Source organism: Dietzia maris (genome assembly GCF_036287335.1).
Taxonomy (GTDB): Bacteria; Actinomycetota; Actinomycetes; order Mycobacteriales; family Mycobacteriaceae; genus Dietzia; species Dietzia cinnamea.
This window is the reverse complement of sequence record NZ_CP143053.1, coordinates 1,048,774-1,061,513: the sequence shown is the minus strand read 5'-3', so window position 1 is coordinate 1,061,513 and position 12,740 is coordinate 1,048,774. Positions and strand designations below refer to the sequence as shown.

11 protein-coding genes are annotated in these 12,740 nt (G+C 72.1%); 1 reads left to right on the top strand and 10 read right to left on the bottom strand.

The genetic code is table 11. The features are described 5' to 3' along the window. Window positions 1-18: 18 nt before the first annotated feature. From VYL96_RS04845 to VYL96_RS04835, 3 genes are read right to left on the bottom strand one after another with little or no spacing between them, the layout of a single operon-like run. On the bottom strand, window positions 19-540 hold the full coding sequence (locus VYL96_RS04845; RefSeq protein WP_106385757.1) for a DUF6912 family protein: 522 nt from the start codon (window positions 538-540) through the stop codon (window positions 19-21). A 60-nt stretch (window positions 541-600) separates the two neighbouring features. Beyond that, complete coding sequence (locus VYL96_RS04840; protein WP_131884970.1) at window positions 601-1,998, bottom strand: wax ester/triacylglycerol synthase family O-acyltransferase; 1,398 nt, start codon at window positions 1,996-1,998, stop codon at window positions 601-603. A 4-nt stretch (window positions 1,999-2,002) separates the two neighbouring features. Further along, complete coding sequence (locus VYL96_RS04835) at window positions 2,003-2,413, bottom strand: HAD family hydrolase (RefSeq protein WP_108846878.1); 411 nt, start codon at window positions 2,411-2,413, stop codon at window positions 2,003-2,005. 129 nt (window positions 2,414-2,542) lie between these two features. Here VYL96_RS04835 and VYL96_RS04830 point away from each other — a divergent pair, with 129 nt between their 5' ends. Then, window positions 2,543-3,109: an Rv3235 family protein gene (locus VYL96_RS04830; protein ID WP_243699568.1), complete on the top strand. Its 567-nt coding sequence runs from the start codon at window positions 2,543-2,545 to the stop codon at window positions 3,107-3,109. Window positions 3,110-3,140: 31 nt separating this feature from the next. On the opposite strand, the gene secA is transcribed toward VYL96_RS04830, so the two are convergent. The 7 genes from secA to VYL96_RS04795 all read right to left on the bottom strand — a co-directional run bounded on the left by secA (window position 3,141) and on the right by VYL96_RS04795 (window position 12,729). Then, window positions 3,141-5,918, bottom strand: coding sequence for a preprotein translocase subunit SecA (gene secA / locus VYL96_RS04825; protein ID WP_131884971.1), 2,778 nt, complete (start codon window positions 5,916-5,918; stop codon window positions 3,141-3,143). A 165-nt stretch (window positions 5,919-6,083) separates the two neighbouring features. Beyond that, complete coding sequence (gene hpf, locus VYL96_RS04820; RefSeq protein WP_131884972.1) at window positions 6,084-6,785, bottom strand: ribosome hibernation-promoting factor, HPF/YfiA family; 702 nt, start codon at window positions 6,783-6,785, stop codon at window positions 6,084-6,086. 238 nt (window positions 6,786-7,023) lie between these two features. Further along, window positions 7,024-7,812, bottom strand: a complete 789-nt coding sequence (locus VYL96_RS04815) for a ComF family protein (RefSeq protein ID WP_243699569.1) — start codon at window positions 7,810-7,812, stop codon at window positions 7,024-7,026. A gap of 4 nt (window positions 7,813-7,816) precedes the next feature. Further along, window positions 7,817-9,553, bottom strand: coding sequence for an LpqB family beta-propeller domain-containing protein (locus VYL96_RS04810; protein WP_131884973.1), 1,737 nt, complete (start codon window positions 9,551-9,553; stop codon window positions 7,817-7,819). Beyond that, on the bottom strand, window positions 9,550-11,277 hold the full coding sequence (mtrB, locus tag VYL96_RS04805; protein ID WP_131884974.1) for an MtrAB system histidine kinase MtrB: 1,728 nt from the start codon (window positions 11,275-11,277) through the stop codon (window positions 9,550-9,552). Before mtrB ends, VYL96_RS04810 begins: the two co-directional genes overlap by 4 nt. Then, the gene (mtrA, locus tag VYL96_RS04800; protein WP_063974228.1) at window positions 11,274-11,954 is read right to left on the bottom strand and encodes an MtrAB system response regulator MtrA; all 681 of its coding nucleotides are present in this window, start codon (window positions 11,952-11,954) and stop codon (window positions 11,274-11,276) included. The genes mtrB and mtrA overlap by 4 nt, the downstream gene beginning before the upstream one ends. A gap of 91 nt (window positions 11,955-12,045) precedes the next feature. Continuing rightward, window positions 12,046-12,729 carry a dTMP kinase gene (locus VYL96_RS04795; RefSeq protein WP_131884975.1) on the bottom strand — a complete coding sequence of 228 codons (684 nt, stop codon included), beginning with the start codon at window positions 12,727-12,729 and terminating at the stop codon, window positions 12,046-12,048. Window positions 12,730-12,740 lie beyond the last annotated feature (11 nt).

Here is a 12,740-nt window from a genome sequence, read left to right as displayed (position 1 = left end):
GCGCCCATACCGTCGCCCTCAGAGCAGGGTGAGCAGGAACGGCAGTTCCACGGCGTCGTACCACGCCAGGTCCACGTCGAGGGCGTCGCCCACGGTGAGCTCCGCGTCCTCGTCCCCGAGATCGGCCCGATCGACCGCCTCGACGGCGTCGCGCACCAGATCGACCGCTCCCGCGAGGTCCACGTGCACGGCCGCGATGTCCGCCATCGCGACCGTCCCGCCCGCCAGGCGCACGACGGCGGTGTCGAGATCCGGGCGTGGGGTGACCTGCTCGTCGGGCACGTCCGCGCTCACCACGACACGCCGGTACGGGTGGGCCTCGTGCGCCGTCCCCGAATCGAGCTCGCCGCCGAGCAGGCGGAGTGAGGCGCGGGCGGCCTCGAGGAACGCCACGTGCTCGATCTCCTCCATGTCGCCCTCCGCGTACGACTCGATCAGGGCAGGGGTCGCCGCGAACGCGGTCCCGCTCCGCACGGGCATCTCGCCCGCATCCAGCAGGGTCTCGAGCATCGTCAGCGTGGCGGGGATGAACAGTCGCATCGGTGGGCCTTCCTGGGGCGGGGGCGGTTACGGGGGCGCCGGTGGGTCGGCCGGGACCGGTCAGCCGGCGGAACCGGCGAGCTCGTCCAGGGCCGACGCGATCAGCTCGCCGATCTCCTCGACGTCCGGGACGGCCTGGCGGTCGGAGGTGAAGCCGCAGTACACGGTCCCGGAGTAACTGCTCATGGACACGGCCAGCGCCTGGCCCTCAAGCAGCGCCGGAACGGGGTAGACCTCGACCAGCTCGCCGTCGCCCCAGAACACCTTGTGCTGCGGGCCCGGGGCGTTGGTCACCACCAGGTCGTAGCTCTCCGACGGCAACATGATCGCCGCCCGGGACGCCAGCGCGTGCAAGGTGGGCGGGGCGAACCCGGAGAGCCGAGACAGGGACTTGGCGCCGACCGCCTCCCGCGGGGAGCGCTGGGTCGCGGTCTCGCGGGCGATCTGCGCCAACCGCATCCGGGGGTTGGGCTCCCCCACCGGCATGCCGATGAGCGCCGAGGCGATCTCCGCGGACGTCACGTCCCCGGGCGCCTCGGCGCCGTCGGCCTCGGCGGTCACGGCCATCGGGACGATCGCGCGCAGGCTGTCCGACGTCGACAGTGGATGACCGCAGGACAGGATCCACGACCGCAGCGCCCCGCACAGGACAGCGAGCACCACGTCGTTGACCTTGCAGGAGTGCGCCCGGGCGATCTCCCTCGCCTCGGACAACGGGAACGACGCGAGCCCGACCCTGCTGCCCCGGGGGCGAGCGGTGCGGAACATCTCCGACAGACCCCCTCCGGGACGCAGCACCGACAGGGTGGCCGCCCCCACGAGGCCGCGTGTGGCCCGCTCCAGCGCGTTCGCCAGGCGTCCCGAACGCCGGACCAACTCCAGGGGGTCGGTCGCGATGGTCATGAGCGCGTCCAGCACCAGCACCCCGTCTCCGGGTGACGGCACGGGCGTCCAGGTGGCGACCTCGTCGACGTCCGCGGAGACGCGCTCGTCGGTCATGAGCACCTGCGCCAGATCGACGGCGTTGGGCCCGCCCAGCAGGACGTGGTGGGTCTTCGTGAGGATCGCCAACCGGCCGTCGGGCAGGCCCTCGATGAGGTACAGCTCCCACAGCGGACGGTCCGCCTCGAGGGGCCTGTCGACCAGCCTGGCCACCAGGTCGGCCAACTGCCGCATCCCGCCCGGCGCCGGCAGCGCCGACCGGCGGACGTGGAAGCTCAGGTCGAAGTCGGGGTCGTCGACCCAGACCGCCCGTGCCAGACCGAACGGGACCTGGCGGATCCGCTGCCGGTAACGGGGCGCGTCGGCCAGCCGCGTGTCGACGAACTCCATGACACGGTCGATGTCCCACGGCTCGTCGCGGGCGACCAGGGCCAACGAACACGAGTGCCGACTCCGGGAACGCGCGGCGTTCCCGAGGAGCAGGTCCGCGTCCGCGGTGGCCAGCCTGGTCGCCACGGCGTCAGACCGCCTCGTCCAACCCGAGCAGACCGCGGATCTCCACGGCCGCCCGATCGAACACCTGGTAGAACACGCCGATCATGCCGGTCTGCACCGCGCCGAGGATGTTCTCGATCGCGTCGTCGACCATCACGCACTCCCTCGGCTCGAGCTCGAGGCGGCGGGCGGCCTCGAGGAAGGCCTCCGGCTCCGGCTTCTCGACGCCGATCGCGCCGCTGAGCACCACGTGGTCGATCCCGTACTCGCGGGCGTCCTCGCGGACGCGGTCGGCGCCCGGCCCCTCGGGTTCGTTGCTCAGCACGGCGAGGCGCACATCGTTGGCCCTCGCACCGGTCAGGATCGACCGCCAGTTCTCACGGTCCTCGTCCGTGCCGTCCAGCACGCCGAAGTAGTCGACTATCAGTCCACGCATGGGGACAGCCTAGGCAACACCCGTCGGGTGTGCAGTAGACGAGGTGGAACCACGGGCCCGATCCGTCGCGTCAAGAGGGTAGAGGACGCGAGACCACCGAATGGTCGAGCGCGGGAGGAGCCCAGCCAGATGACACCGACACCCGTATCCGCACCGACGTCCGGCCGGCCGCCGCCGGCCGCCGTGATCGCCTCCGGAGGCGCCGCGGAGACGCCCACGGAGGACGGCCGGGTCCGTCCCCTGCCGTCGACGGAACCCGGACCGGATTCGCGGGGACGTGAGCGCGAGCGCGTCGTCCAACGCACCCCGGGACCCGCGCCCGCCCCGGACGAGGAGGTACCCGTGCCTGCACGACGGGCCGCCCACGCGCTCGTCGTCATGGCGCTGGAGGTCGTGGATCGTCGGCGCGCGCCGCAGAACACCCGTGGGGCGTTCCCGCCGCATCTCGTGGAGATGCTGCGCTCCCTCGCGCGCACCGGTGTACCCGGACAGCACCTGGGGCCCGCCAGACTCCACCGCCTCCACATCCATGCCGCCGGCGCCGTGGCGACGGACGCGGGGCCGGACGGAAACCCCGGGTCCCGGGACTACGAGGTCTGCGCCACGTACGCGCGCGGGCCGCGACTGTTCGCCGTCGCGGCCCGCATCCGGGTGACCCCCACGGGGGCCGGCTGTACGGCCCTGCGGTTGGTGTGAGCGCCCCGGCGCGGCGGCCGGGCGGGACCGATCAGTCCCGGCGTCCGCGCGAGGCGGTCCGGGCGGCCCGCTCCCGGCGCTCGGCCCGCTGCTGACGCTCCTGCGAGCGGCGCTCGGCCCGGTTGGCGCTGGCGCCCTCGTCGACCAACTGGGCGTCGCCGCTCTCCGACGGGCCGGAGAACTGCATCTGCTCCTCGCTCACGTCCCGGCCGGTGCCAGCCGCCTGGAGGATGGGATTGCCACCCGCCAGCGCCGCGGCCTGCGCGGCCGACGGGCCGGCCATCGCGGCCTGCTGCTGGCCCGCCTGGACCTTGACGTTGAACAGGAACGCCACGGTCTCCTCGCGCACTCCGTCCATCATCGCCGAGAACATGTCGTAGCCCTCGCGCTGGTACTCGACCAACGGGTCGCGCTGGGCCATCGCCCGCAGACCGATGCCCTCCTTGAGGTAGTCCATCTCGTAGAGGTGCTCGCGCCACTTGCGGTCGAGGACCTGCAACATGACCGACCGCTCGAGCTGGCGCATCGCGCCCTCGCCGCCGATCCCCTCGATCTCGGCCTCGCGCTCGTCGTACCGGGCGAAGACGTCGTCGAGGACGGCGTCCTTGAGGTTCTTGGCGGACAGGTCGCCGGGAGAGTCGTACTCGTCCCCGTCGATGATCTCCTGCGCGGTGATCGACACGGGGTACAGCTGCCGCAGCGCGTCCCACAGCTTCTCCAGGTCCCAGTCCTCGACGTACCCCTCGGCGGTGGCGCCGTCGACGTAGGCGCTGACCACCTGGTAGATCATCGACTCGACCTGGTCGGTGATGTCCTCGCCCTCGAGGATGCGCTTGCGCTCGCGGTAGATGACCGTGCGCTGCTGGTTCATCACCTCGTCGTACTTGAGCACGTCCTTGCGGATCTCGAAGTTCTGCGACTCGACCTGAGTCTGGGCGTTCTTCACGGCGCGCGAGACCATGCCGGCCTCGATCGGCACGTCGTCCGGCAGGCTCAGCCTGTTCATGATCGCCTCGACGGCGGCGCCGTTGAAGCGCCTCATGAGCTCGTCACCCAGCGACAGGTAGAAGCGGGACTCCCCCGGGTCGCCCTGGCGCCCCGAGCGGCCACGCAGCTGGTTGTCGATGCGGCGCGAGTCGTGCCGCTCGGTGCCCAGCACGTAGAGGCCACCGGCCTCGCGGACCCGCTCGCCCTCCTCCTTGGTGAGCTTGCGCATCCGCTCGATCTCGGCGTCCCACGCGGCCTCGTACTCCTCCGGGGTGGTCACCGGGTCGAGACCGCGCTCGCGGAGGTTGAGGTCGGCGATGATGTCCGGGTTGCCGCCCAGCACGATGTCGGTACCGCGGCCGGCCATGTTGGTGGCGACCGTGACCGCGCCGGGCCGGCCGGCCTGGGCGATGATCTGCGCCTCCTGGGCGTGGAACTTCGCGTTGAGGACGTGGTGCTTGATGCCCCTACGGGTGAGCAGCCGGGACAGGTGCTCACTGCGCTCGACGGAAGCGGTGCCCACGAGCACCGGCTGCTTCTTCTCGACCCGCTCGGCGATGTCCTCCACCACGGCGGCGAACTTGGCCTCCTCGGTCTTGTAGATGAGGTCGGGCTGGTCCGCGCGGGCCATGGGGCGGTTGGTCGGGATGGGCATGACCTCGAGCTTGTAGATCTGGTACAGCTCGGCCGCCTCGGTCTCGGCGGTGCCGGTCATGCCGGCCAGCTTCTCGTAGAGCCGGAAGTAGTTCTGGAGCGTGATGGTGGCCAGGGTCTGGTTCTCGGCCTTGATCTCCACGCGCTCCTTGGCCTCGATGGCCTGGTGCATGCCCTCGTTGTAGCGGCGACCGTCGAGGACGCGCCCGGTGAACTCGTCGACGATGATGACGTCGCCGTCGCGGACGATGTAGTCCTTGTCCTTGGTGAACAGCTCCTTGGCTTTGATGGAGTTGTTCAGGTAGCTGACCAGCGGCGAGTTGGCGGCCTCGTAGAGGTTGTCGATGCCCAGCTGGTCCTCGACGAATTCCACGCCCTGCTCGGTGACGCCGATGGTCCGCTTCTTGCGGTCCACCTCGTAGTGGGTGCCCTCCTCCAACAGCGGGGCGATGCGCGCGAACTCGGCGTACCACTTGCTGGAACCGTCGGCGGGACCGGAGATGATGAGCGGGGTCCGCGCCTCGTCGATGAGGATGGAGTCGACCTCGTCGACGATCGCGTAGTTGTGGCCGCGCTGGACGAGCTGGGCGGTGTCGTGCGCCATGTTGTCGCGCAGGTAGTCGAACCCGAACTCATTGTTCGTGCCGTAGGTGATGTCGGCGTGGTAGGCCTCGCGCCGCTGGTCGGGCGTCATGCCGCTGAGGATGGCGCCCACGGACAGGCCCAGGAAGCGGTGGACGCGGCCCATCCACTCGGCGTCGCGCTTCGCGAGGTAGTCGTTGACCGTCACCACGTGCACGCCCTTACCGGACAGGGCGTTGAGGTAAGCGGGCAGCACACAGGTCAGGGTCTTGCCCTCGCCGGTCTTCATCTCGGCGACGGACCCGGTGTGCAGCACGATGGCGCCGATGATCTGCACCTTGTACGGCTTCTGCCCGAGGACGCGGTACGCGGCCTCGCGCGCCACGGCGAACGCCTCGGGCAGCAGGTCGTCCAGCGTCTCCCCCTCGGCCACCCGACGCTTGAACTCCCCGGTCTTCGCCCGGAGCTCGTCGTCGGTCAACTTCTCCGTGTCGGCGGAGAGCGAGTCCACGTAGTCGGCGAGAGCGGTGTACTTCTTGAGCTTTCGCCCCTCGCCGGCCCGGAGCAGCTTGGAAAGAATGGACACAGTCTCGAACGTCCTCGTGGTCGGGGAAGTGGTCGTGGTATCTGCGACCTGCGTGGTGGCACGCGGGCCCGGGTTCATCCTAGGTGCTTCGGGCCGTCCTGACACGCCGAGGGCGGTCCGGTCGAGTGGGACCGGACCGCCCTCGGCGGGTGCGGGTGGAGGCCGTCAGCCCTCGTCGCTCAGGGTGATGAGCCCGTAGTCGAACGCGTGCCGGCGGTAGACGACGGTGGCGCGTCCGGTCTCCGCGTCGCGGAACAGGTAGAAGTCATGACCCACGAGTTCCATCTTCTCGAGCGCCTCGTCGACCGACATCGGCGTGCCGTCGTGCTCCTTGCGACGCACGATCTGCCCGGGCATCGAGGCGTCGACCCCGTCGTCGTATTCCACGCCGTCGAGCTGCTGGTCCAGCGCGTCGACCGGGGCGGCGTCGGCGGCCAGCTCGGCGGTCGCCTCGGCGACCGACTGCGGCCGCCGGTGCCCGGAGTGGCTGATCTTGCGACGGGTGCGGGCCTTGCGCATCTGCCGCTCGAGCTTGGCCACGGCCGACTCGAGAGCCGCGTAGAAGGTGTCCTCGGCCGCCTCGGCCCGGGCCACTCCCGGCTTGCCCTTGACGGTGATCTCCACGCGCTGGCTCACCTTGGCCAGCCTCGGGTTGTTCTCGTGCAACAGGATCACGTCGAACCGCTGGATCAACGGCGCCATCTTCTCGACCTTCGCCAGCTTGGTGTTGATCCGGCTCGCGAAATGGTCGGGGACCTCGACGTTCCGGCCGCGGATGGTGACCTGGGCCTCGGGGGTGCCGGGATCGTCGGTCTCGGGACCGTCGAAGGTGGCGGGGTCGAGCAGGACTGTGGGGGTCTTCGCCATCGAAGCTCCTCCTCATCGGGCCTGCGGCGGACCGCTGCGACCGGTCCGGTAACCGCCCGGAATCCCGGCCGAAGGGTCCACCCACATGGCTGAGTGGACACTCTGCGGACACGGCCCACCGGATCCGACAGGCGGCGAATGTGCTGGTGAACCCGTCCGAAGCCCACCCTACCCGCTCCCGCTGACGCCGCACCCGAGACGGCGAAGCTCACCTCGGTCCGCACGCGACGGCGCTCGCTCAGGCGGCGGTGACGGCCAGGACAGCGGTCACCGGCAGGCCTCCCGCCGCGAGGACCGCCACGCACTCGGCGGCCGTGGCGCCGGTGGTCACCACGTCGTCGACGAACAGGACCGTGGCCGGGGTCGCCAGCAGGGCGGCCACCGTGTCCGGCGCCCCGGGGGAGGCGCGCAGCACCGTCCCGGCGGGGCGTCGGCGGATGCGCCCGGAGAGGTTGTCGGCGCGGGCCCGCGCACCGAGGCCGGAGGCGTCACGCACTCGTCCGCGGACCTCAAGCAGCGGCGCCACGACCACCGGGCCGGTCGGTAGCGAGCCGGCGAGGTCGGCGGCCAGGACGTCCACGATGTCACGGACGTGGTCGAACCCGCGCCGTCGGCGGGCCCGCGCCGACGCCGGGGCCGGCACGAGGACGGTGGGACGCTCCCCCGCCTCGGCGATCTCCCCCGCCTCGCGCAGGCGGTCGATCGCCGCGGCGAGGGCGGTGCCGAACGGGCGCGCGAGGTCGGATCTGCCGCGGTCCTTGTAGGCGGACACGGCGCGTGCGGGCGGGCCGGCGTGCCGGGCCAGCGCCCAGGCGGGGACGCGGAGGTCGGCGCGGGTCCGTACGACGAGCGGTGGTCCAGCCAGGGTCGCGGCGCACCCGGGGCACCACCTGTGGCGGGCGCGTCCGCAGCCGGCGCACTCGAGCGGCACGACGAGGTCGGCCAGGGCGGCGGCCCAGGTGTCGGTGCCGCGCCGGCGAGGCGTGGCGCGTCCGGAGGGCGGCGCGCCCTTGTCCCCGGCGGTCACCGGGTCAGCCCGCGACCACCGGGTCGGCGCGGATCGCGGCCAGTCCGGGGATCTCCCGCCAGTACCGGTCGCCGGTCTGGGCGCCGGTGTCGAGGCGCAGCAGGGACCGCTGGTCCACCACGTAGATCTCGCGTCCGGCCGCGGCCACGGCGGTCACCGGTCCGGAGATGTTGCGCTGGGACAGCGGCCTCGCGATGGCCCCGTCGACGGAGACGGTCGCGACGGGTGCCTCGGTGGTGTCTCGCCCCACGACGATCGTCGAGCGGTCCCGCCACGCCACCGACGTGGCGGTCTCCCCGAGTGCGCGGCCGACCTGCCGGAAGGTGCCGGCGAGCGGCTGCCCCGTCTCGGCGGACAGTGAGCCGATGAACACCTTGCCGTCGGCGACCACGGCCATCCGGGTGCCGGACTGGTCGATGCGCAGGGCGGTGACCCGGCCGCCGAGGGACCGGATCGGGCCGGCTTCCATCTCCCGGACGTCGGGGCCGCCGCGTCCCATCCCGATGCGGACGAGGCGCGTGTCGTCGACCATCACCCACGCCCGGCCGTCGACCGGGTGGAACGTGGGCCCGGCGACGCTCCGCGCGGTGAGGACCTCGGTGGGCTCGCCGTCGATCGGTCCCACGAGGAGCCGGCTGGTCCCCGCCGCCTCGTCGCCGACCACCATCGCGAGGACGCGCCCGTCGTAGGACACCGCGGCGCTGCTGCCCCCGCGGACCTCGGACCACGGTCCGCCGGCAGGGCGGGCGCCGCCCGGTTCGAGCCGGACCAGGCCGTCCGCCGCGGTGAGGGCGTAGCGCATCGGCTCGGCCGGCGGGTAGGGGTCGAAGTCGCGGACGTCCTCGGTGGTCCACCCGTTCGCGTACCGCTCGTCGAGGGGCGCGCCGTCGCGTTCGAGTCGGTAGGGCCCGGGGACGTCGGCGCGCGCGAGGGTCCACACGACCTGCGCGGCGAACTGGGTGGTGGCCTGGCTGCTCAGCACCGGCAGCCCGGCGAAGTCGATGGTCGTGCCGGGGACGTCGGCGCCGTCGTCCCCGCCGGGGCGGACGGAGACGGAGTCCGGGACGCGGGACAGGACGGAGTCGGTGAGGCCGGGGCGGGGCCCGGTGGCGAGGAGGTTGACGAGGGAGTACTCGAGGTCGGTGCGGTCGGCGGCCGTCCACCGGGGGTCCGGGACGAGGGCGTCGCCGGAGCCGGACAGGAAGAACAGGTCGCGCTGGGCGTAGGTGGAGAAGAACTCGGCCTTCTCGATCACCACGCCCGGCGGCAGTTCGTCGATCCGCCACTGTCCGTCGGTGCGGGTGAGCCCGATGGTGACCTCCAGCTGGCCGACGTCCTCGCGGAAGATGCCGCCGGGGTCGAGGGAGCCGACCTTCTCCGCGCGCAGCGTGTACTCGGCGCGGTCGGCCGAGCGGCCGCCCTCGGCGCTGAGGTCGGCGCGCAGGACGATGATGGTCTCGGCCAGGTCGTCCCAGGTCTCCGCGGCTTCCGGGGTAAGGAACTGGCGCGCTGCGGCGTGTCGCTGGTCGGCGATGGCCGCCGCCTTGAGGAAGTCCCGGACGAGGAGGTCCGGTTCCTGGTCGGGCACCGGGGTGGGGACCGCCGGCTCGTCGCCCTCCGGTGCGAACGTGTCGATGACCTGGGGCGACGACGACGAGGGCAGCGTGGCGCAACCGGTGGCGGCCAGCCCGGTGGCGCAGGCCAGCGTCACGGCGACCGTCAGGATCCGGGGTCGGGTCATGGTGTGTCCTCCGCCGTTCCGGGGACCCGCTCGAGTGGGGTCGGCGAGCCGGTGGTCACGAGGCGCGCCTCGTCATCGGGGGTGAGGGGCAGCGGGCTCGAGGTGAGCGTGCCGCCGCGGCGGCGCGGGATGGTGAGCCGGAAGCACGATCCCTCGCCGGGGCTGCCCCAGCAGTCCAGGCGGCCGCCGTGCAGTTTGGCGTCCTCGAGGGCGATCGCCAGTCCGAGGCCGGTGCCGCCGGAGCGGCGCACCCGGGAGGGGTCGGCGCGCCAGAACCGGTTGAACACGCGTGTCTCCTCGCCGGGTTTGAGCCCGACGCCGTGGTCGCGGACGGAGACGGCGAGGGCGGCGTCGGAGCCGCGGAGGGTGACGCGCACGGGCTTGGACTCGCAGTGGTCCAGCGCGTTGGCCACGAGGTTGCGCAGGATCCTCTCGACGCGCCTGGAGTCGACCTCGGCCATGACCGGTTCGTCGGGCATGTCGACCTCGACCTCGACGCCGGCGGCCTCGGCGATGTGGGCGACGGTGCCCACGGCGTCGCGGACGGCGTTGCGCACATCCAGCTCGGCCGTCGACAGCTCGGCCATGCCGGCGTCGTGGCGCGAGACCTCGAGCAGGTCGGTGAGCAGGCTCTCGAAGCGGTCGAGTTCGGACTCGAGCAGCTCCACGGCGCGCTTGGTGGGGGCGTCGAGGTCCTCAGCTGAGTCCGAGATGATGTCGGCGGCCATCCGCACCGTGGTGAGCGGGGTGCGCAGTTCGTGCGAGACGTCGGAGGTGAACCGCTTCTGGAGATCGCCGAACTCCTCGAGCTGGGTGATCTGGTCGGACAGGCTCTGGGCCATGTCGTTGAAGGCCATCGCCAGCCGGGCCACGTCGTCCTCGCCGCGGATGACCATGCGTTCCTTGAGGTGGCCGTTGGCGAAGCGCTGGGCGATCGAGGCCGCCTGCCGGACGGGCAGCACCACCTGCCGGGCGACGATCCACGCGATCGCCGCGGACAGCACGATGATCGCCAGGCCGGCGGTGGCGACGATCCCCCGCATGATGCCGAGGGTCTGTTCCTCGGCGATGAGCGGGTACACGAGGTAGAGCTCGAGCCCGGGGATGGACGAGTCGGTCGGGGTGCCCAGCATGAGCGCCTTGGCCTGCTCGCCGCGGAAGTCGACGGTGACGTACTGGTAGGCGATGCGCCCCCGCTGGACGAGGGACTGCAGTTCGGGCGGCACCTCCGCCTCGGCGGGACTGACCACCTGACCGCGGCCCGTCTGGTCGGGGACGACGAGGATGGGGTCGAACGTCCCGGCGTGGACGGAGTCTCCACCGGACGCGACGCCGCGGTCGCTGATGGCGCTGCGCGCCTGGTCGAGCCGCGACTGTTCGCTGGTGCCCTCGTCGGTCGCGGCGATCTGCGCCTCGACCGTGAGGCGGAGTCGGCCGGCCTGCTCCATGGCGGCGTCGAGTTTGGTCGACAGCAGCTGGGCGGCCATCTGGCTCTGCAGCATGAACGCGATAGTGAGGATCACGCCCATCGACAGTGCGAGGGTCGACGTGACGACCCGCAGCTGCAGGGAGCGTCGCCACATGCGCGCGATCCGCACGCCCAACGCGGCGGGGTCCAGAGAGGACAGCCGTTCGCGCAGGGTCGGGTTCGCGTCGCCGGCGTCCCGGGTGTCGCGCTCGTCCCCGGTGGACGCCGCCGCGTCGTCGGGACGAGCGGTCGTCACGAGACCGGGCCCGCCTTGTAGCCGACGCCACGGACGGTGAGGACGACCTCGGGGTTCTCCGGGTCCTTCTCGATCTTCGCGCGCAGGCGCTGGACGTGGACGTTGACCAGGCGGGTGTCGGCCGAGTGGCGGTAGCCCCAGACGTGCTCGAGCAGGACCTCACGGGTGAACACCTGACGGGGCTTGCGGGCCAGTTCGACGAGGAGGTCGAACTCGAGCGGGGTCAGCGGGATCGGCGTGCCATCGCGGGTGACCGTGTGCGCGGGCACGTCGATGGTGACGTCGCCGATGTGCAGGATCTCGCTCGGCTCGTCCTCGCCCCGGCGCAGGCGCGCGCGGATGCGGGCGACGAGCTCCTTGGGCTTGAACGGCTTCATGATGTAGTCGTCCGCACCGGACTCGAGGCCCAGGACCACGTCGACGGTGTCGGTCTTGGCGGTGAGCATGACGATCGGCACCCGCGACTCGGCGCGAATCTCCCGACATACGTCGATCCCGCTCTTGCCGGGCAGCATGAGATCCAGCAGGACCAGGTCTGGCTGGACGGCCCGGAAGGTCTCGATGGCCTGTACACCGTCGCCGACGATCTCGGTCTCGAACCCCTCGCCCCGCAGGACGATGGTGAGCATCTCTGCCAGCGCGGCGTCGTCGTCGACGACGAGGATCTTGGGGGTCATGGTCACCACTTGTGTCGGCGTGTCGGGTCGGCATCGTCAGTCGCACGACCGCCGGTACGTACCGGGGGTCGTGTTCCTGCCGCTTCAGACATTACCCGGCCACCCCACGCGATCGCGGGTGCGGCGCGGGGCCCGGGGTGGGGTCGACGACGAGGTCGGCCAACTCCGGCACCGCGGGGTCGGTCCCGAGCACGCGCCAGGGCGAGCGCCACGCGGCCGCGGCGAGTCGGCGGTAGACATCCCCGGTCGCCGCCTGGAGGTCCGCGTCGCGTTCGTAGCGGTCCCGGGCGCGGCCCGGGTCGGCGGCCTCGCGGGTGCCGGCCCGCTCGGCGGCCACCTCGACGGGGGTGTCGAGGAGGAGCTGCAGATGCGGGGCAGGCAGTCCGAGCCGGTCGAACTCGAGCGCGCCGATCCACGCGATGACCTCGTCCTCACGGTCCGGCCCGAGCCGGGCGGCGGTGTACGCGGCGTTGGAGGCCACGTACCGGTCGAGGAGCACGACGTCGTGGGCGGCGGCGAGACCGGCGAGGGCGTCGAGCGCGGCGTGTCGGTCCAACGCGAACAGCAGTGCCATCGCGTGGGGCGAGTCCGCCGCCCCGGCCTGGCCGCCGTGCAGGGCGTCGGCGGCCAGGTCGGCGTGGAGGGTGCCGTAGCGCGGGAAGGCCAGCCGGCCGACCGAGAGTCCGCGGGCGCCGAGCTCGGCGACGAGGCGGGTCGTCAGCGTGTTCTTACCCGCGCCGTCGAGCCCCTCGACGACCACGAGCCGTGCACTCATCGGCGCTGCGC

What these genes read in the sequence shown, in the direction of transcription:
- mtrA (WP_063974228.1), bottom strand. Translation starts at nt 11,954, where the DNA reads ATGACCCCCAAGATCCTCGTCGTCGACGACGACGCCGCGCTGGCAGAG.
- hpf (WP_131884972.1), bottom strand. Translation starts at nt 6,785, where the DNA reads ATGGCGAAGACCCCCACAGTCCTGCTCGACCCCGCCACCTTCGACGGT.
- VYL96_RS04830 (WP_243699568.1), top strand. Translation starts at nt 2,543, where the DNA reads ATGACACCGACACCCGTATCCGCACCGACGTCCGGCCGGCCGCCGCCG.
- VYL96_RS04810 (WP_131884973.1), bottom strand. Translation starts at nt 9,553, where the DNA reads ATGACCCGACCCCGGATCCTGACGGTCGCCGTGACGCTGGCCTGCGCC.
- VYL96_RS04835 (WP_108846878.1), bottom strand. Translation starts at nt 2,413, where the DNA reads ATGCGTGGACTGATAGTCGACTACTTCGGCGTGCTGGACGGCACGGAC.
- VYL96_RS04845 (WP_106385757.1), bottom strand. Translation starts at nt 540, where the DNA reads ATGCGACTGTTCATCCCCGCCACGCTGACGATGCTCGAGACCCTGCTG.
- VYL96_RS04795 (WP_131884975.1), bottom strand. Translation starts at nt 12,729, where the DNA reads ATGAGTGCACGGCTCGTGGTCGTCGAGGGGCTCGACGGCGCGGGTAAG.